Origin of the sequence: Leptolyngbya cf. ectocarpi LEGE 11479, from assembly GCF_015207065.1 — a bacterium.
Taxonomy (GTDB): Bacteria; Cyanobacteriota; Cyanobacteriia; order Phormidesmidales; family Phormidesmidaceae; genus Leptothoe; species Leptothoe ectocarpi.
The window spans coordinates 1-16,855 of record NZ_JADEXP010000109.1 but is presented as its reverse complement, the minus strand read 5'-3'; the positions used below and the strand labels follow the sequence as shown (position 1 = coordinate 16,855).

The window sequence follows — 16,855 nt, the reverse complement described above, 5'->3', positions numbered from 1 at the left end:
CTACGGTACCGTCATGCGTAACCTATCGATTGCATTGGCCATTGCCATGACCGCCTTTGGTAAAGAACAAGGAGCTGAAATTGCCCTGATTATCGCCATGGCCTACATCATCCAGGTACAGGCAGCAGCCTGGTACGTTCGCTTTAGCGACAGAATTTTTGGTCCCGTTCCGGACTCCCAACCCTCCATACAACAATCTGCTTAACAAATACCAGATACTTAGATATTGTTCATAGGTTTCTGAGAATGGATAGAAGAAGAACTAGAAAAAGCGCGTCAAGGAATCAGCGATGACTAGAGTTTTAGGCAGGCCCGGTATATGCGTTACAACGCACTGCTTACAGAGCCTAACGCAAAATGACACACAAAATCTCTCAATCAAAAGCTATATCCTATCATCCATGAAAAAGGCGATATTAATTCACCAAACCAGAAAGAACAACTCGCGAACGGTCCATATCCTGCTGACACATTTAACCTATATGATGAAATCAAAAACCTCGATATATTCTGCAGTCATTAACGTAGAATTTGACACTTCTGAAGAATTTTGCAAGAAAATATCCTTACGAGAGTTATTTTACAACAATTAGTATATGCAACACATAACGTAGGGGAAGGCAGAATTTACGATTTAGCACTCGATGCAAGAACCTTGACTTTAGCTGGCAGCTTTCAGGCTTCTGTCCATAACAGCTTTAGTCTATGTTCAAAAGCACCCCGGTCCAAACGTCTTTGCATCTGACATGCTTGAATCTGCTTGCGTTGGATATTGTGGACATTTGCGATCGCATCAATAACTTCCAAAATATCCGCCAGTTCCTTTACAAGTTCGCCAGGTGGCAAATACACTACGGTGTAATTATTTTGTGGAGCCGAGCGGCGAAGTAACTGCAGACAATTTTCCGCTTCCGAACGTTTCCGAAACCGATTAACCACTACCCGCCGCATTTTTGGTAGCAAGCGAATAATGGCCCAAACATGCAATGGACTAACACCCATCAAAAAACAGTCGATAGCAGTTTGATCACACAGTCTGTTTAGGACATAATCCATCAACATGACGCTGCAAAACGGCTTCCTGCTGCTCACGGCTTAGTGACTTTGTTTGGATTAGGGTATCTAGAGCCACACCATTTACCAACGCCAGTAGCCCATTGGCTTCCTGCTCTGGATCAACATCGGGGCGAATATCCCCCTGACTCTGAAGCGTGACCAGCTCCTGAATAATCACCTGCCGCAGTTCCCCGGCATTCTGCTGATGATCCGCCATCAGCCCCTCACGCCCGACAGCATAGCCCAAAAACGCGACCCACACCCGCAGAATTTCCTGCCGTTCTTGATCGAGGGGCAAAAACGACAAAAGCATGGCCACCAGACGATCTGTACCTGAAAGATTTGCGATCGCACCCTCCATTTTTCCCTGCAACCGCTCCGTCACCTGATGTAGAGCAAATAAAATCAGTTCCTGCTTATTACGGAAATAGTGGGTCACCACCCCGGTTGTGCAGCTCATCTCCTGGGCAATGGCGCGCATACTAGTACGGTCCAGCCCTTCGCGGACAATCACCCGCCAGGCCGCTTCTGAAACTTCAAGCCGTCGATCGCTCTGAGCCATAAGGGTTTTCAAAATTCTATACTGCTGTATTGACAATTTATCATAACAGTTGTTATATTCACTGCATAACAACTGTTATGAGGTTTCAGCTATGAAGTCTGAAATGCTTTATGAACCGGTGATTCCCCGCAAGGGCTGGAAAGGTCAGCTCGACCGATTTATTGGGCCAGGAGCGACTCAGGCAGAACTGATATTGCAGTCGGTGCCATCAGTTGCTGCTGCGATCGCAGCTCCTCTATATGCCTTAACGCTGCCCATTGACTGGACTGTGTGGCAGCTGGGTGCGATCGCAATTTTAAGCTTTGATTTAGTCGGCGGTATTTTAACCAATGCCACGGCAGCCGCCAAACGCTGGTATCACCGTCCTGGCCAGGGCTGGCAGCAGCATATGACCTTTGTGAGCGTGCATTTATTCCACATTGGGCTAGTGGCGCTGCTGTTTCGCGGTGGAGATGGCCTATTTTTTGCAGGCGTCTCCAGCTATCTGCTGCTGGCAGCGGGGCTAATTTTAGCCAGCCCGCTCTATCTGCAACGACCGATTGCCCTGGGATTGTATGGTTTGAGTTTGGTTTGCGATCTCACTCTTTTTACACCCACCCCCGGCTTGGAATGGTTCCTGCCCCTATTCTTCCTCAAGCTGCTGGTCAGTCATTTGCTTAAAGAATCCCCTTACCGTCCCAGCGATAGCCACTAGGGTTCTCTTTCCTACAAACCATTGAACTATTCTTTTTGAGGTCAACACCATGACATTACAAATCAAACATTATGTTGCCGGTTTACTCGGAATTTCCAGCATTGCCCTCGGCACATTAGTACCCGGCGGCCCCATCGAAACCCGCAGTTTTGCTCACATTAATCTCCTCACCTTGGGAGTATTCAACACATTTTTAACAACACTAGTACTCAGCAGTCTGCTCTTAGTTTACTTCATCTTGCAATCCAAACCCTGGGCCATGCTCACAGCCACAGGCATTGGCTTATCCTATCTCGGAGTATACGGCCTAGACCTAGCCAAAATCTTTCCCATATCACCCGATGCCATGCCACCTGCTTTATTAGCAATCGAAATATTAGGAACAATTCTCTCACTCCCCCTAATAGCACTATCAATTCAGACCCTACAAACCTCCAGACAAAGAACACTTACCACCGTCCCCTTCCCCCACCCCAATAATCCTCACCGTTTCCAACTACCACAAACTATTCTTGTCATCAGCCTAGGCATAGCAGCACTCACCATCATCACATTCGCCACATCCTCAGCCATGGGCCTTTGACTCATCAATCAATCACCTCATGCGATTGTCATTCCCACCCAAAACCTCTCGCAAAAACCGACTCAAAATCTAAATAATCGTCCCCACCGTACCCCCAACTTAATGCTATTGGGAATAACTCAGTGCGGTGGGTTGTAGGGCGGCGTTCCGGCCCTGCCCAGGGGGTTTGGGGAACTCGGAGGGACCCCAAGCAACACCTTTAACCTCCACACCAGTCACCCAAAGCATCACTCAAAATCATGACTTTAACTGTCAATCAGCCCTAAGCAAAAACAAACCATCATAACACTCTGAACCTGATTAGAGGACTCACCAAAATGATGACCCAAAACAGCATCCTAATTGCCGATAGCTACGGCATCGTCGGCCAACAAAGCGAAGATATCCCGCTCAATCACTCCCAGCCACTCCCCCGCCATGTGGCCATCATCGGTGCAGCTGGGGGCCTTGGCCAAGCACTCCTCAACCTGTGTCGAGAAGCCGGAATCGGATTTACAGCCATTGTTCGTTCACGCCCAGAACGAATCACCAACATCCCGCCAGGCTCACGGGTGGCGGTCGTGCCCTCCCTAGCAGATCGTTCGGCACTCACCGCAGCCTTTGCTGGAGCCGACGCAGTAATCACAGCCCTTGGCGTCACATCAACCAGTCAGGAACGTGCGGCCTTACTCTCCAAGAATATGGCAACAGTCGAACAGGCAATATTATCGGCAGGAATTAAACGTGTGATTTTGATCAATACGCTCCTCAGCTCGTCACCCGGTAAACCGGCAAACTTAGCTATGCGCCTTTTCTCGCTGTTTCCCGGCATCATTGGCCGTGGAGCCACTGAGCAACAGGCGGTGGTAGACGCCCTGGGGCGAGGAGCGTTCTCATCACTGCAATGGACCCTCGTTCGGGGTGGGTTAAATGCTCGGGGTAAAGATGTCATCCCCGTGGCCTCATCCACCTGGGCGAGTAACCTAAATTCCTGGATGCCGGTCTCCTACCGTTCAATGGCTCGGTGGATGCTTGAGGAAGTTTCCATGGGCAAGTATATCCAGGCCGCACCCCTGGTATCCCAGCGATGTCAGTAGTTTTTAATATGCAGCACAACTAAAACAAAAACAACTTGAAGGAGACAAGATCATGAGTGCTTATGTTGTAGCCCAGATACAAATCAACGATCCAGAGGAATATCAACACTATCTCGCTGGCTTCATGCCGGTGTTTAAGAAACATGGTGGCGAACTTCTCGCAACTCCCAAAAATCAAACCATCGTAGTTGAAAGAAATTGGGCCTATCCCAATACAGTCATGATGAAATTTCCCAGCCTGGCCGCTGCCCAAGCATGGTGTGAAGATCCAGACTACAAAGCGCTGGCAGAGTATCGTAATCGGTCTGCCGATTCAAACCTTGTCATCGTCGAAGGAATTTCATAGATGCCTCTGTTGTATCTAGGCCAAAGACATTAGTGACTGTCTTTGGCCGCTTCGATGGTAGTGCTGTATATAGCATCCTAAGCACTCTTCAGAGTCTGAAGAGTAGAATCATCAACAAAACAGATGCCAAGCCAGCAAAAGGCATTCTGACTAAGTTCCATCGATTCCAACCCGGTTCGAAATCCATGCGGGCTGCCTTCAGAGCTACTGCATCCATGGTGTCCACGTTCAGCGCTTGAAGTCGATTGTTGAGCGGCACGTTAATCGTGAAAGTAGATAGTTGAACCCCCAGAATGTAAACAAGGGGTGCCGCAACCAACAGCAGACGCTGGGTGCCATCCAGCTGCCCAAAGCCCAGCCCCGCCGCCGCCACCGATGCCACGACAGACCCCATCCAAACCGCCACAAATAGAGGCTGGTTATTCTGAATAACACCGTCAATCACTTGAAACGCGCGGATAAATTCGCGGTCATTTAACGTTTTGATGCCAGGCATTACGATTATGGCAAAGGCAAACAGGAATCCTGCCACCAGGGAACACAGCAGGGTTGCCAAAATCAGAACAATTTGAAAAGTTGTTTCAGTTGACATGGTTCAAGTTCCTTAAAACGCCGGTAGTTGGGAATGATCAGGTAAGTAGATAACCGAAAATAAATGTCTCTAACGCCGCTGGTTTCGACTCCGCTCAACCAGCTAATTTTGAGAAGATGAGGGCTGAGTGAAGTCGTTCGCAAAGCGTTTCCTATGGAAATAGCCCGGATTGCTGGATAGTTTTGCCCAGTCACTTATCAGAGCGAGGACTACTCGCCCCCCTTCGGTATCATCCGCGAGCAATTTAATACGACAAACTGGGTGCCTGGTAAAGGGAGGATTGATCCGAGAGTTGCTTCAGAATGAAATCAGCGACGTCTGCGCGAGAAATCTGGAGAGTGATGTTTCGGTCGGTGCTGGGGAAGCTGTGGCGATAGCGACCCGTACGCGGTCCATCGGTAAAGGCACTGGGCCGAATAATGGTCCAGTCCAAGTTGCTGTTGCGCACCAGGGCCTCCTGCCGCTCGTGGTCGGCAAATACCTGACGCAAGATGAAGCCAAACATGACGTACTTCCAGTAGAAATCCAGGTTGCTCCAGCTATCGCCCGTACCCAGTGTGGACTGGCAAATCAATCGGCGCACGCCTAGCTTTTCCATCGCTTGGATAATCTGTTGGGTGCCCTCTGAGCGAATGGTGCTCTTTAACTGTTTGCCGGAACCCAGCACACAAATCACAGCATCTTGTCCCCGAATAGCCTGCTCTACCGCCGAGGCATCCATCACATCCCCTTGGGCAAAGCTGAGGTTCGGATGTTGGATATCGAGCTTGGCCAGATTGCGGACAAAGGCCTTAACAGTATGTCCCTGCTCCAGGGCTTGCTGAACTACCTGAGCGCCAACGGTTCCGGTTGCACCAAAAATTACGAGTTTCATGGATTGATTCCTTAATGAAGACATCCTTAGCCTACGGAGAGTGGCTTGGCGATGCTTGTCATTTTTTGCGGGGTTGTCACTTTCTTGCGGTGACTTGTGAGATCGGAATGTAACGCTTAAAATTTAGGGGTACTTCGATGCGCATAAAAAAGTCTGAACTGTGCCCGTGAGGTGCTGTTAGGCTCTCGTTATTAGCCTGTGACTGCGGCCTTGAACCTATGGCGCTTGCTCAATCCCAGCCAGCCGATTCATTTCCTGAGGATTCGCAGTCAAGCGGGTCAGCTCTGGAGACAGAGACGATTCAGATCGAACAGCTTCGATTTCCGCCAGGGGAAGCAGATTTTCAGGCTGAAGCGGCCCACACGCTGTTTGTGAATCTAACGTCCCGCCCCCAGTCTTATTTGCAGAAGCAGGATGGGAAAACCCATACTGGGCTGTATCGCCGTGGCGATATGCTGATTACCCCTGCCAATACACCGCTATTTGTGCGGTGGGAGGGGGCTGAAAACTGCCTACAGATTCAGCTGCCAGCAGCATTTCTAAAGCGAGTTGCGGAGGAAACCCTGGGAAAGAACGGCGATCGCCTGACCTTGGTACCCACATTTCAAAGTCGTCAGCAGCAACTTGAATCGATCTCTACGCTGTTATTGGCAGAGGTGCAGCAGCGGCAACCTAACGGGCTGTATTTAGACTCGCTGGCAAATGTACTAGCGGTGCAGCTGCTGCGCAACTATGGGACGACCTCGGCCCAGGTGCCAACTTATGAGGGTGGGCTACCCACATATCAGCTGAATCAGGTACTGGATTACATTGATGCCGGTTTGGCTGGGGAAATCAAGCTGGCTAATCTGGCCGGATTACTGAACATGAGTCCGTTCCATTTTGGGCGCATGTTCAAGCAGTCCATGGGAATTTCGCCCCATCAATACGTAATTCAACAACGATTAGAACGGGCTAAACACCTACTGAGACAGAGTGATCAAGCCATCATCGATATTGCTCTGGAGTGCGGATTCAACAGTCACAGTCATCTCAGCAAGCAATTTCGCAAAGTGATGGGGGTAGCTCCCAGCAGCTTCAGAGACTAGACGGTCGTGAGCCTATGATGACAGGAATCCCTCTGCTGGAGACCAAGCTTTATCTCCCCCAATGGTCTGCTGATCGGGTCTCGCGCCCGAGGCTGATCGATCGCATTCACCCAAAGCGCAAACTAACGCTGGTTTCAGCCCCGGCGGGGTTTGGTAAAACGACACTGTTAGCAGAATGGGTGGCGGCGGTACCTGATAGACGCGTTGCCTGGGTTTCTTTAGACCAAAGCGACAATGATCCGGCTGTTTTCTGGAACTACGTGATCACCGCTCTGCAGAAGATTGAGCCTGATTTGGGGGTGCGATCGCTCTCGTTACTACAATCACCGCAGCCACCTCCAATTGAGTCGGTCTTGATGATATTGCTCAATGAACTGACTGCCGTTGAAGCAGATATTGTTCTGATCCTTGACGACTACCATGAGATCGAGACTCCGGCCATTCATCGCGGGATAGGCTTCTTGCTCAGCCATTTGCCGCCCCAAATGCATCTGATTATCGCCAGCCGTGCCGATCCACCCCTATCGCTAGCTCGTTTAAGGTCTCACGGAGAATTGACCGAGCTGAGGGTAAGCAACCTGCGGTTTACGCCAGACGAAGCGGCGGCTTTCCTTAACCAGGGGATGGGACTAGCCATTTCGGCAGCAGACGTTTCTGCCTTGGAGCAACGGACCGAAGGCTGGATTGCCGGACTGCAGCTGGCGGCACTATCCCTACAGGGGCGTGAGGACATCGCTGATTTCGTAACAGCGTTTTCAGGGAACGATCGCTACATTGTGGACTATCTGCTGGAAGAAGTCCTGCAGCGGCAGTCTGAGCACGTCCGTCGTTTTTTGTTACAAACCGCTATTTTGGAGCGGCTGAGTGGTGCTCTATGTGATGCGGTCACCGACCAAGCCGATGGTCAAGCCATGCTGGAAACGCTTGAACGTGGCAACCTGTTTATCATTCCACTGGATAACAAGCGCCAGTGGTACCGCTACCATCATTTGTTCGCCGATGTGCTGCTGGCCCATGCCCATACAGAATGGCCAAAACGGTTGCCTACTCTACATGGACAAGCCAGTCAATGGTACGAGCAGCATGAGTTGTTCTCTGAGGCAATTCGTCATGCGATCGCGGCTGAGGATTTTGTCCGGGCAGCCGAGCTGATTGAACAAATATGGCCCGCTATGCGTAATCTTCAGCAAGAGGCCACAGTACTGAGCTGGCTCAAGGCGCTGCCTGATCCGCTAATTCGTACCCGTCCGATTCTCAGTGTGGCCTATGCATTAGTGTTGTTGCACACCGGTCCGCTAGACGCGGTTGAAGTCCGTTTGCAAGATGCTGAGCGACAGTTAGCACGGTTGGCTGCTCCGGGTCAACCCTCCTCCCGAGAGGCCCAAGCCGAAGAACAGTATCGGTCTTTACCGGCCGCCATTGCCAATGCCCGAGCCTTTTGTGCCCAGGTGCTGGGCGATTTTGCCGGTGCCATTACCCACGCCCAGCAGGCCCTGGCACTACTGCCTAGTGAGAACAATAACGAACGGGGTGTGACCGCAGCCTTCCTCGGTCTAGCCTACTGGACGAGTGGCGATGTTGCAGCGGCATACCAATCCTTTAACGAGGGATTGAAGATTTTTCAAAAACTGGGCAGTATCCAGATTGCCATCAGTGCCACGTTAGGCCTTGCGAACATAGGGCTGGCGCAGGGGCTGCTGCAGACAACGATCAAAACCTGTGAGCAAGTCTTAAAACTAGCCGTCCAACAGCCTGGGCCAATTCTACGGGGGATGGCAGATGTGCATTTAGCGCTCAGTGAGATTCGCTATGAACAGGGAGATTTAGCGGCTGCCAGTCAGCTGCTGAAAGAGGGTGAGGCCCTGCGGGAGCAGTGGGCGGCATCGGGGGCGGCTTATCTCTGGTGGTTAGTCAAGGCTCAATTAACAGCGGCTAAAGGGGACTTAGACACGGCCCTTGAGCAACTGCACGAGGCGGCGCGGTTGTATCATAGATCGCCGATTCCAAATGTGCGCCCGATTGAGGCCCTAAAGGTGCGATGGTGGTTGCAGCAGGGCAGGCTGACCGAAGCGCTGGGCTGGGTGAGAGAAAGTGGTTTGTCGGTAGACGATCAGCCGGAATATCTGCGCGAATACGAACACCTCACACTGGCCAGAGTCTTAATTGCTCAGCACAGGCGTAACTCAGAAGAGAGGATTCGTCAGGTGATTGAATTCCTGACTCAACTACTAGCCGCCGCAGAAGCCAAGAAACGTACTGGCAGCATGATCAATATTCTGGTGGTTCTGGCTTTAGCAAATGAGGCTCAGAGAGATATTGCGGCAGCCATCGCACCCCTAGAACGTGCCCTTACCCTAGCCGAACCAGAGGGCTATGTTCGCATCTTTACAGAATGTGGAACCCCAATGGCGCATCTGCTGCAGGAGGCAATAACCCGTAGCATCACGCCAACCTATACCACTCGACTATTGGCCGCATTAGAAACCTGGGGGCAACCTCAGGACAGTGCATCCTCTGTTGCCCCTGCTCCCCAGCCTCTAATTGAACCCCTCAGCCAACGGGAGCTGGATGTTCTCCGACTGCTCAGTACCGAACTATCTGGCCCAGAAATCGCCCGTGAACTGGTGGTGGCGCTAAGCACCGTGCGCACCCACACCAAGCGGATCTACAGCAAACTCGATGTCACTAATCGTCGGGCCGCTGTGAAACGCGCTGCAGAGTTGGGGTTGATTTAACGTGAGTTTGGAAGATAAGGTAAAAGCCGCCCTCAGCTCAAAGCTGACAAAGGCAACGTAAACCAGGTCGAAGGCTTAAGCAACACCGAAATTGGCCAAAAGCTCTACCTCAGTCCCAACACCGTCAAGACCTAGGTAAAAACGACATACTATCGCCCCGAAACTCGACTGACCTGGTGACTACAGAAAAGAGAATCAACCTCGCTAGCTCATCTCTCAATCTAAGTATTGGTGAAGATAACTCCATGTCAGCAGCTTAGTTTCCGCCACTAAGTCTTGACGCAATGCTTGATCGCTGATCAGAGAAAGCCAGAGAAGTTCCGTCGTCGTTTTGGTGATGATCATGGCCATCTGCTCGCACTTAGTCATCGGCAAACTTGGCTTACGGGCATGAAAAAAGCGAGCTAATTCATCAATCACTTGATATTCAAAGTCATCGATTTTTTCGATTTTGGACCAGGTAATTGTGTTGAGTAACTGTTCAAAAATTGCCTGTGAACCCGGATAATCGGTATAAAACTGATCGAACACATTAATCATGTTGTCGACATAATTGCGTAACGGCAGTTTGACTGCTGCGGAAGTATGCAGATCGAGAAATCGCTGATACTGAGCTTGCATATACTGAATCGCCAAGGCTTTGAGAATTGCTTCTTTATCGGGAAAGAACTGATAAAGCGACCCGACCGAAACGCCAGCACGGGCCGAAATCGCCCGGGTCGTTGTGGATTCATATCCCGTTTCCACAAAGAGCTGTTCAGCCGCATCCAGAATTTGCTGAACCCGCTCTTGGCTACGGGCTTGTTGAGGCTGCCGCCGCATCTGGTTGGGTTTGGATGAGCTAGTGGGATGGGGTGCGGGCATTAATTTTGAAGATGGGTTGACAAAATATGAACACTGTTCGTATTTTTGAGAATGTGAACAGTGTTCATATTTTACCGTCTCTTGGCAGATACTTTTCTTAGTGGATCGTCGGGCTGCTGTAAAACGCGCTGCAGAACTAGAGCTGATTTAGTAGCTCCCACATTAATCCCCATATTCAATCCCCACATGTGGGGACTACGGCTCCCCATATCCATCTGTACTTTTGAGTTGTTAGCGCAGATCGCAACTCCCATGAATCAAATAGGCCGCTCCTCTGAAAGTCATCCCCAGTACGAAATTTGTGTCAAGGGACATCTTGCTCCCCATTGGAGCGATTGGTTTGAGGGATTTGCGATGGCCGAAGGCCGGTCTTGGACCATCGCACTCAAAGACAACGGTGAAACGCTGCTGTCTGGCCCGGTCATAGACCAGGCCGCCCTCTACGGCGTACTGATTAAGGTTCGCGATTTGGGGCTACCACTGATTTCAGTTATGCCGGTCCAACCAAAAGAGTCAAACCAAGGAGCATGAACAATGACTGCACAGAACATCAACATACAGAGACAAATGCTGGCCCTGTCGATGCAAGCCAAGCTATCCACCCTGTGGATATTTTTCCTGTTCAACCTCATCTTTCGAGATATTCATGAATTTGTTGAGCCCGGATTCATTGAAGAAATTATGACCGGGACATCCAATGGAAACCCAATCACAGAACAGATGTTGCTGTTGGGTGGGGTGATGATTGAAGTACCGATTGCTATGGTTCTACTTTCCAGGTTCTTGCCCTACGGTGCCAATCGCTGGGCTAACATCATTGTCGCAGTGCTTTACGGCGCGTTGATCCTATTCTTTGGCACCACCGATCTAGATGATACCTTTCATCTGACCATGGAGATTACCGCACTGTCATTGGTTATTTGGTCCGCATGGTGGTGGCGTAATCCGTCTCCAAAACGGCACTGGATAAGTGAAGAGGCATAGTTGGACTTGAAAATAGTTTTCATGAGTTTGTGTCGGAAAAGCCAAGCTGGCTCAAAATTAGAGATACAGCAAAGCAATTTGATCAGCATCCATTTGAATCATAAAGCGCCATGAATGAGACAAATCCGATGAACAAAGTCGCTGTATTTGGTAATACGGGTGGCGGCAAGTCTACCCTCAGCAAACGGCTGGCTGACATGACCGGCTTACCCTGGGTGCCGCTGGATTCGCTGCAGTACCGACCCGGTGGCAGCGAAGTCCCCCATGCCGAGTTCAAAGCCGCCCATGGGGCGCTGCTCCAACAAGACCAGTGGATCGTCGATGGCTTTGGCTCTATAGATACCGTTTGGGAACGTCTGGATGTGGCCGATACCCTGGTATATCTGGATATGCCCGTACTACGACACTATTGATGGGTAACAAAGCGCTTCCTGCAAGGGGCTTGGATCCCACCTGCAGGCTGGCCGGAGAATAGTCCACTTTTGAAAGGCACGCTGAACTCTTACTACACCGTCTGGCTCTGTCATACAAAACTCACTCCCCATTACCGCAAGTATGTGGATCGGGTTAACGCGACAAAACAGGTTTACCACTTGCGATCGCGTCAGGATATCGCTCAGTTTTACCAGACCATCGCAGCGCAAACCAACCCTACCTAGGAGTTAAACCATGGCTCAATCAACCAAATTTTGGGACAAGATCGCCGAAAAATATTCCAAGCAGCCCATCGCCGATGAAGCGGCGTACCAGAAAAAACTGGCGGTCACCCGCGACTACTTTCGACCCGACATGGAAGTGCTAGAAATCGGCTGCGGTACGGGGTCAACGGCGATCCTCCATGCCCCCTATGTAAAGCACATCCGCGCCATTGATTTCTCTGCCAACATGATTGCCATTGCCCAGGGCAAGGCCGAGGCTGAGAATATTCACAACGTGACCTTTGAACAGGCCGCCATTGAAGACCTCAGGGTTCCTGATCAGAGCTTGGATGCGGTCCTGGGTCTCAGCATTTTGCACCTGTTGAAAGATAAGGAGGCTGCGATCGCTCGGGTCTACCAAATGCTTAAACCGGGTGGTCTCTTCGTTACCAGCACCGTCTGCATCGGAGACACCATGAGCTGGTTTAAGCTGATTGCCCCCATCGGGCGAGTCCTCGGATTTTTTCCATTTGTTCAGGTTCTCACCTCGCAAGCATTGGCAGACAACTTGGCCGGATTTGAACTGGATTACCAATGGCAACCGAGTAAAAACAGTGCAGTGTTCATCGTGGCCAAAAAGCCTGCATAAACGACCATGATACGGTCAGCCACTAAAGGAAAACGCTATGCGTAAGGAAACCATGAGACTATGAAGAACAAAATTATTGAGCTAGAGGAAAGACTGAGATTGGCAATGCTCAATTCAGACATTTCCGAATTAGACAAATTGATTTCACCCGATTTGTTGTTCACGAATCATTGCGGAGTGTTGGTCTCGAAAGAGGATGACCTCAATGCGCATTCGAGTAAAGCTTTTGTGTTTAAGTCCCTCGACCTGTCAGAATCAAAAATACTAATTCATGAAAATTCTGCTGTCGTGTCAGTTAAAGCCGAAATTCAAGGTTACTATAACGGCCAATCAGCCAATGGTAGTTTCCGATTTACTCGTTTTTGGTTAAATACTTCAGGTAAATGGCAACTTGTTGCAGGACATTCAAGTGTCATCGCATAGCAAACCGCTGCACGCTGACACGTACTGCTACGCTTTCCAGGATCCGGAAGTTCCTAAACCACAGCCTCACCGCAATCCTCAGACGGTCAGTGAGATTATTATTGCTATCCCCCTCAACAGATACTGAAGGGGTATTAGAGCTAGCTTCACAAGCGGATCGCCTCTCAATACGATCCGGCCAGGAACATCTCATAGAAATCACGTTAAATCATCATGGTTCGGGGCATACGGAAGATTATCGCCCTGCAATGCCGCTAATTCTGCATTGGTAGACAACTGAATTGAATCCACGCAGCACATCGCCCTTTGCCATCAGGGGGTCAACTTGATCATGCAATTAAACACAACAATCCCCTCATTAGACCGCTGGAAAACCGCTCCTAGCATCGATACCCTGCGATCTCTCTACGATGCATCTGCCGACCAATGGCACGACAATTTGGCTCGTCTGGGGCAGATCCACGATTATCAGCTCCTGTTCCAACGTCAGGCGGTGCGAGATCGCTTAAGCCATCTTGATCCGACATCTCGAATTCTCGACTGTGGAGTGGGCACAGGAGCCTTCAGTGCTGCCCTGTTAGCCAGTATTGATCAGCCAGCCCATATCTCCGGCATCGATATTTCCTATCCCATGCTGACCCAAGCTCGACAGAGTTTAAAGAATCGCTGCACAACACTCGACTTGCGGTGGGGAAATATCAAGAGCCTGCCCTTTGCCGATGACTCCTTCGACGCGGTCATCTTTGCCCATGTTTTGGAGCACATGGCCGATCCGGTAGAGACGTTGCATGAGATGGCCCGAGTCCTGAAACCCGGTGCTCCTCTGATTGGCTCAGTCACTCGCAAGGGCTTAGGCCAACGTCTCCTCCTGTCCCTGCGCTGGCACAATCGCGGATACACGGCTAACCAGTTGGACTCGTTCCTACAAACAACAGGTCTTGAGGCCGTGAGATCGTTTGACTATGGTACTGGCTGGTCGAAGTGGATGTGTATAGCCACGCTTGGTGTTAAACCAAGGATGAGGATCTCCCTGCCGTCGCTGTAATATCCGCCAAGATAGCCAAACTAACAGGGTCATTAGCACCCCGGTCCATACGCAGCCTGCTTCATTTCCTCAACGGCATACCGTATATTATGACTTTCCAGAATTTCCGACATGCGGTCCCTGACTACTAGTTTGACCGTGCCTCTAGTATGGGCAGCTTCTAGTACCTAATTGGTACCGAAAATCAAGCAAAATAGCCTTCAAAATTTTAGATCTAGCTAAAATTTTGAAGGCTAAAGCCCTTTGAAGGTAATTTTTCAATTAAAAAGCTGGTGATCCGACTCGAACGGACGACCGGCTGATTACAAATCAGCTGCTCTACCAACTGAGCTACACCAGCGAAGCTTTAGCATTATAGCGAAGTTTCGCACCCCTAAACGATTAGTTTTCAAAGTTGATCTTGATCGTTTAGGGTTATGGGCAAATCCACAGCACATAATTTGCCTGTGCCTGCGCTAAGCCTTGTTATTTTCCATGGCCCAGCGAGCAAGTTCAGTGCGATTATGCAAACCTGTTTTGCCTAGCATATTGCTGACATGGCTTTCAATAGTGCGCTGACTGACCTTAAGTTCATCTGCGATTTCCCGATTGGCCATCCCTCGGGCTACGAACTGTACTACCTTGAGCTCTGTGGGAGTAAGTTCCACATCAAAGGGAACTTGGATGGTGGGCGCACCGCCACCAGACTTATTTTGATGATGAATCAAACGAGACGCCTGTTTAAGGGAAGATTCTACTTGCGCGACCAGTTCCTCTGGCTCAAATGGCTTCACCATGTAAACGTCTGCACCAGTGGTCAGACCTTTAACCCGGTCTTGGCTCTGGCCTTTCGCTGATAGAAATAGAATAGGAATCCAACTTTTACCTGGGTCCTGACGTACCTGTTCGACAAAGGCGTAGCCATCCATTTCAGGCATCATGACGTCGCAAATGATCATATCGGGGACTAACCCACCCAATACATCTAGGGCTTCACGACCATTGCCCGCTGTTACCACTTCATAGCCGCGAAACTCTAGGTAATCTCTTACTAAGAGGATGAGGTTAGGGTCATCGTCTATCAGTAAGAGTTTCTTTTGGTCGCCATTAGTAGATTCTTTCATGCCGTGTACGTGTGTTACTCGAAGTCTATGGGAATAAGGTGCTAAAAGATAAGTCCAAAACCTATTAAGGCATCACTGGATCTCTCCCAGTGGAGCAGGGCCTAAACAACCACAAATCAGCTATTTGTTTGTATATACCTTTGTTGATGATACTGTACGGACTATAGGCAATCAGGGTCATTTTATTAAGCCCAGTTAAATTTATAGCAAGGTTGTACATAATTAAAATTTTGTTGCGCATGGAGTGAATTATGGCAACCGCTTTTATGCCAACTACTTTCCCCCTAGGTTCAAATCAAGTGTTCCCAATCAATCAATAGGATCACGGATCGTCCGGTACTTATTTACATCAGGTAGCGGGTTTTTCAGGAAAGCATAGGCTTCAACTATTTGATTGCCTATGAGATGCTCTTGAATAATGCGTTCTATGACCTCCGGTGTGGCACTGTGGTACCAGACACCATCGGGGTAAACGACTAAAATAGGCCCCTGTTGGCAGATACGTAGGCAGTTGGCTTTGGTTCGAAAAATACAGCTGGGGCGCTGCTCGGTGGGCATGTCTAAGTGCAGTTCTTCCAGCCTGCGTTTGAGATAGTTCCAGGCGTCTATACTGCTGGCTTTGTCACAGCATTTGGGTTTTGTTTGATCGGCACATATCAGAAGGTGACGCTCCATAGAGCTGAGCGCTAAAGCATCTACACATTTGGATAAGGAATTACTCATTGGCAAAAACGTACCACTTTGGAGGGTGAGGACCTGTGGGTGTGATCACACTGTTGACAGATTTTGGTCACAGAGATAGCTATGTCGGTGTGATGAAGGGGGTAATTGCTGGCATTAGTCCTGCCAGTCAAGTGGTTGATCTTACCCATGAAATTCAACCTCAAGCGATCTCAGCGGCTCGATTTAATTTGTTGATGAGCTATGGATATTTTCCTGCGAATACAATTCATGTGGTGGTGGTGGATCCAGGGGTAGGGACAGGGCGAGCGGCCATTGCGGCTCGTGTAACTACGGCTGCCGGAGTGCAAACGGTTATTGTGCCGGATAATGGGATCCTGACTGGCTTTCCGGTGATCAGGGCTGTGGCACTGACAAATCCTGAGTATTGGCGCACGCCCCAGCTTAGCCATACGTTCCATGGTCGCGATTTGTTTGCACCGGTTGCGGCCCATTTGGCTAATGGTGTAGCTCTAGATGAACTGGGGACACCGCTGGTGGTTTCTAGCTTAGTGAGGCTAGATGTTAGTGATGTGGTCCCGAGCGCTCAAGGTTATCGCGGCAGCATTCAATATATTGATCGCTTTGGTAATTTGATCACCAATATTCCTGCAGAACTTCTAGCTGGCCAATCATGGCAGATGCAATTAGGTGGACATATTATTTCCTATGCCAAAACCTATGGTGAGCAAGCAGCAGGCACGGCCCTGGCGCTGATCGGCAGCCATGGCTATGGGGAAATTGCGGTCAATGGCGGTAGTGCGGCCCAGGTATTTAAGACCGACGTCGGCGATCCGGTAGATCTAGTGACGCTCCCCATGGG

At 50.0% G+C, this 16,855-nt stretch carries 21 protein-coding genes, 1 tRNA gene and 1 pseudogene; 15 read left to right on the top strand and 8 right to left on the bottom strand.

Features of this window, described 5'->3' with window-relative positions:
* Nucleotides 1-205, top strand: a pseudogene (locus IQ260_RS13415) (arsenic resistance protein); the annotation flags it as partial.
* Nucleotides 206-675: 470 nt separating this feature from the next.
* Here IQ260_RS13415 and IQ260_RS13410 read toward each other — a convergent pair.
* Together IQ260_RS13410 and IQ260_RS13405 are read right to left on the bottom strand one after the other, a co-directional pair.
* Complete coding sequence (locus tag IQ260_RS13410; RefSeq protein WP_193993614.1) at nucleotides 676-1,002, bottom strand: nucleoside triphosphate pyrophosphohydrolase family protein; 327 nt, start codon at nucleotides 1,000-1,002, stop codon at nucleotides 676-678.
* Nucleotides 1,003-1,027: 25 nt separating this feature from the next.
* Nucleotides 1,028-1,618 carry a TetR/AcrR family transcriptional regulator gene (locus IQ260_RS13405; RefSeq protein ID WP_193993613.1) on the bottom strand — a complete coding sequence of 197 codons (591 nt, stop codon included), beginning with the start codon at nucleotides 1,616-1,618 and terminating at the stop codon, nucleotides 1,028-1,030.
* A 91-nt stretch (nucleotides 1,619-1,709) separates the two neighbouring features.
* Between IQ260_RS13405 and IQ260_RS13400 the strand changes: the two genes are divergently transcribed.
* From IQ260_RS13400 to IQ260_RS13385, 4 genes are all read left to right on the top strand, one after another.
* Nucleotides 1,710-2,312 (top strand): hypothetical protein, encoded by a 603-nt coding sequence (locus tag IQ260_RS13400; protein ID WP_228015997.1) that lies wholly within the window; start codon nucleotides 1,710-1,712, stop codon nucleotides 2,310-2,312.
* A gap of 49 nt (nucleotides 2,313-2,361) precedes the next feature.
* Nucleotides 2,362-2,895, top strand: a complete 534-nt coding sequence (locus tag IQ260_RS13395) for a hypothetical protein (RefSeq protein ID WP_193993612.1) — start codon at nucleotides 2,362-2,364, stop codon at nucleotides 2,893-2,895.
* Nucleotides 2,896-3,212: 317 nt separating this feature from the next.
* Nucleotides 3,213-3,971 (top strand): NAD(P)-dependent oxidoreductase, encoded by a 759-nt coding sequence (locus IQ260_RS13390; RefSeq protein WP_193993611.1) that lies wholly within the window; start codon nucleotides 3,213-3,215, stop codon nucleotides 3,969-3,971.
* Between the two features lie 52 nt (nucleotides 3,972-4,023).
* Nucleotides 4,024-4,317 (top strand): DUF1330 domain-containing protein, encoded by a 294-nt coding sequence (locus tag IQ260_RS13385; protein ID WP_193993610.1) that lies wholly within the window; start codon nucleotides 4,024-4,026, stop codon nucleotides 4,315-4,317.
* A gap of 88 nt (nucleotides 4,318-4,405) precedes the next feature.
* On the opposite strand, the gene IQ260_RS13380 is transcribed toward IQ260_RS13385, so the two are convergent.
* On the bottom strand, nucleotides 4,406-4,909 hold the full coding sequence (locus tag IQ260_RS13380) for an anthrone oxygenase family protein (RefSeq protein ID WP_193993609.1): 504 nt from the start codon (nucleotides 4,907-4,909) through the stop codon (nucleotides 4,406-4,408).
* Nucleotides 4,910-5,153: 244 nt separating this feature from the next.
* Nucleotides 5,154-5,783, bottom strand: coding sequence for an NAD(P)-dependent oxidoreductase (locus tag IQ260_RS13375; RefSeq protein WP_193993608.1), 630 nt, complete (start codon nucleotides 5,781-5,783; stop codon nucleotides 5,154-5,156).
* Nucleotides 5,784-6,001: 218 nt separating this feature from the next.
* Between IQ260_RS13375 and IQ260_RS13370 the strand changes: the two genes are divergently transcribed.
* Together IQ260_RS13370 and IQ260_RS13365 are read left to right on the top strand one after the other, a co-directional pair.
* Nucleotides 6,002-6,871 (top strand): AraC family transcriptional regulator, encoded by an 870-nt coding sequence (locus IQ260_RS13370; protein WP_193993607.1) that lies wholly within the window; start codon nucleotides 6,002-6,004, stop codon nucleotides 6,869-6,871.
* Nucleotides 6,872-6,885: 14 nt separating this feature from the next.
* A complete protein-coding gene (locus tag IQ260_RS13365; RefSeq protein ID WP_193993606.1) occupies nucleotides 6,886-9,606 on the top strand; it encodes a LuxR C-terminal-related transcriptional regulator in 2,721 nt (906 codons plus the stop codon).
* A 216-nt stretch (nucleotides 9,607-9,822) separates the two neighbouring features.
* Here the strand turns inward: IQ260_RS13365 and IQ260_RS13360 are convergent, their stop codons facing one another.
* A complete protein-coding gene (locus IQ260_RS13360) occupies nucleotides 9,823-10,470 on the bottom strand; it encodes a TetR/AcrR family transcriptional regulator (protein WP_193993605.1) in 648 nt (215 codons plus the stop codon).
* Between the two features lie 252 nt (nucleotides 10,471-10,722).
* On the opposite strand from IQ260_RS13360, the gene IQ260_RS13355 reads away from it, so the two are divergent.
* From IQ260_RS13355 to IQ260_RS13330, 7 genes are all read left to right on the top strand, one after another.
* Complete coding sequence (locus IQ260_RS13355) at nucleotides 10,723-11,001, top strand: hypothetical protein (RefSeq protein WP_193993604.1); 279 nt, start codon at nucleotides 10,723-10,725, stop codon at nucleotides 10,999-11,001.
* Nucleotides 11,002-11,004: 3 nt separating this feature from the next.
* Entirely contained in the window at nucleotides 11,005-11,454 is a 450-nt protein-coding gene (locus tag IQ260_RS13350) for a DUF6326 family protein (protein ID WP_228015995.1), read from the top strand.
* A 110-nt stretch (nucleotides 11,455-11,564) separates the two neighbouring features.
* Nucleotides 11,565-11,867 carry a P-loop NTPase family protein gene (locus tag IQ260_RS31010; protein ID WP_228015993.1) on the top strand — a complete coding sequence of 101 codons (303 nt, stop codon included), beginning with the start codon at nucleotides 11,565-11,567 and terminating at the stop codon, nucleotides 11,865-11,867.
* A gap of 69 nt (nucleotides 11,868-11,936) precedes the next feature.
* Nucleotides 11,937-12,113, top strand: a complete 177-nt coding sequence (locus tag IQ260_RS31005) for a hypothetical protein (protein ID WP_228015991.1) — start codon at nucleotides 11,937-11,939, stop codon at nucleotides 12,111-12,113.
* Between the two features lie 10 nt (nucleotides 12,114-12,123).
* The gene (locus IQ260_RS13340; RefSeq protein WP_193993603.1) at nucleotides 12,124-12,741 is read left to right on the top strand and encodes a class I SAM-dependent methyltransferase; all 618 of its coding nucleotides are present in this window, start codon (nucleotides 12,124-12,126) and stop codon (nucleotides 12,739-12,741) included.
* A 60-nt stretch (nucleotides 12,742-12,801) separates the two neighbouring features.
* Nucleotides 12,802-13,164, top strand: a complete 363-nt coding sequence (locus tag IQ260_RS13335) for a nuclear transport factor 2 family protein (RefSeq protein ID WP_193993602.1) — start codon at nucleotides 12,802-12,804, stop codon at nucleotides 13,162-13,164.
* A gap of 331 nt (nucleotides 13,165-13,495) precedes the next feature.
* On the top strand, nucleotides 13,496-14,209 hold the full coding sequence (locus IQ260_RS13330) for a class I SAM-dependent methyltransferase (RefSeq protein ID WP_193993601.1): 714 nt from the start codon (nucleotides 13,496-13,498) through the stop codon (nucleotides 14,207-14,209).
* 267 nt (nucleotides 14,210-14,476) lie between these two features.
* Here IQ260_RS13330 and IQ260_RS13325 read toward each other — a convergent pair.
* The 3 genes from IQ260_RS13325 to IQ260_RS13315 all read right to left on the bottom strand — a co-directional run bounded on the left by IQ260_RS13325 (nucleotide 14,477) and on the right by IQ260_RS13315 (nucleotide 16,035).
* Nucleotides 14,477-14,549 (bottom strand) — tRNA-Thr (locus IQ260_RS13325).
* 115 nt (nucleotides 14,550-14,664) lie between these two features.
* Entirely contained in the window at nucleotides 14,665-15,312 is a 648-nt protein-coding gene (locus IQ260_RS13320) for a response regulator transcription factor (RefSeq protein WP_193993600.1), read from the bottom strand.
* A 309-nt stretch (nucleotides 15,313-15,621) separates the two neighbouring features.
* Nucleotides 15,622-16,035, bottom strand: a complete 414-nt coding sequence (locus IQ260_RS13315; RefSeq protein ID WP_193993599.1) for a (2Fe-2S) ferredoxin domain-containing protein — start codon at nucleotides 16,033-16,035, stop codon at nucleotides 15,622-15,624.
* Between the two features lie 35 nt (nucleotides 16,036-16,070).
* On the opposite strand from IQ260_RS13315, the gene IQ260_RS13310 reads away from it, so the two are divergent.
* Nucleotides 16,071-16,855 (top strand): SAM hydrolase/SAM-dependent halogenase family protein (locus IQ260_RS13310; RefSeq protein WP_193993598.1); only part of this gene is annotated, 785 nt, incomplete at its 3' end.

What these genes read in the sequence shown, in the direction of transcription:
- IQ260_RS13360 (WP_193993605.1), bottom strand. Translation starts at nt 10,470, where the DNA reads ATGCCCGCACCCCATCCCACTAGCTCATCCAAACCCAACCAGATGCGG.
- IQ260_RS13375 (WP_193993608.1), bottom strand. Translation starts at nt 5,783, where the DNA reads ATGAAACTCGTAATTTTTGGTGCAACCGGAACCGTTGGCGCTCAGGTA.
- IQ260_RS31010 (WP_228015993.1), top strand. Translation starts at nt 11,565, where the DNA reads ATGAATGAGACAAATCCGATGAACAAAGTCGCTGTATTTGGTAATACG.
- IQ260_RS13315 (WP_193993599.1), bottom strand. Translation starts at nt 16,035, where the DNA reads ATGAGTAATTCCTTATCCAAATGTGTAGATGCTTTAGCGCTCAGCTCT.
- IQ260_RS13400 (WP_228015997.1), top strand. Translation starts at nt 1,710, where the DNA reads ATGAAGTCTGAAATGCTTTATGAACCGGTGATTCCCCGCAAGGGCTGG.
- IQ260_RS13395 (WP_193993612.1), top strand. Translation starts at nt 2,362, where the DNA reads ATGACATTACAAATCAAACATTATGTTGCCGGTTTACTCGGAATTTCC.
- IQ260_RS13370 (WP_193993607.1), top strand. Translation starts at nt 6,002, where the DNA reads ATGGCGCTTGCTCAATCCCAGCCAGCCGATTCATTTCCTGAGGATTCG.
- IQ260_RS13380 (WP_193993609.1), bottom strand. Translation starts at nt 4,909, where the DNA reads ATGTCAACTGAAACAACTTTTCAAATTGTTCTGATTTTGGCAACCCTG.
- IQ260_RS13340 (WP_193993603.1), top strand. Translation starts at nt 12,124, where the DNA reads ATGGCTCAATCAACCAAATTTTGGGACAAGATCGCCGAAAAATATTCC.
- IQ260_RS13390 (WP_193993611.1), top strand. Translation starts at nt 3,213, where the DNA reads ATGATGACCCAAAACAGCATCCTAATTGCCGATAGCTACGGCATCGTC.
- IQ260_RS13385 (WP_193993610.1), top strand. Translation starts at nt 4,024, where the DNA reads ATGAGTGCTTATGTTGTAGCCCAGATACAAATCAACGATCCAGAGGAA.
- IQ260_RS13365 (WP_193993606.1), top strand. Translation starts at nt 6,886, where the DNA reads ATGATGACAGGAATCCCTCTGCTGGAGACCAAGCTTTATCTCCCCCAA.
- IQ260_RS13335 (WP_193993602.1), top strand. Translation starts at nt 12,802, where the DNA reads ATGAAGAACAAAATTATTGAGCTAGAGGAAAGACTGAGATTGGCAATG.
- IQ260_RS13355 (WP_193993604.1), top strand. Translation starts at nt 10,723, where the DNA reads ATGAATCAAATAGGCCGCTCCTCTGAAAGTCATCCCCAGTACGAAATT.
- IQ260_RS13330 (WP_193993601.1), top strand. Translation starts at nt 13,496, where the DNA reads ATGCAATTAAACACAACAATCCCCTCATTAGACCGCTGGAAAACCGCT.
- IQ260_RS13320 (WP_193993600.1), bottom strand. Translation starts at nt 15,312, where the DNA reads ATGAAAGAATCTACTAATGGCGACCAAAAGAAACTCTTACTGATAGAC.
- IQ260_RS13410 (WP_193993614.1), bottom strand. Translation starts at nt 1,002, where the DNA reads ATGGGTGTTAGTCCATTGCATGTTTGGGCCATTATTCGCTTGCTACCA.
- IQ260_RS13350 (WP_228015995.1), top strand. Translation starts at nt 11,005, where the DNA reads ATGACTGCACAGAACATCAACATACAGAGACAAATGCTGGCCCTGTCG.
- IQ260_RS13405 (WP_193993613.1), bottom strand. Translation starts at nt 1,618, where the DNA reads ATGGCTCAGAGCGATCGACGGCTTGAAGTTTCAGAAGCGGCCTGGCGG.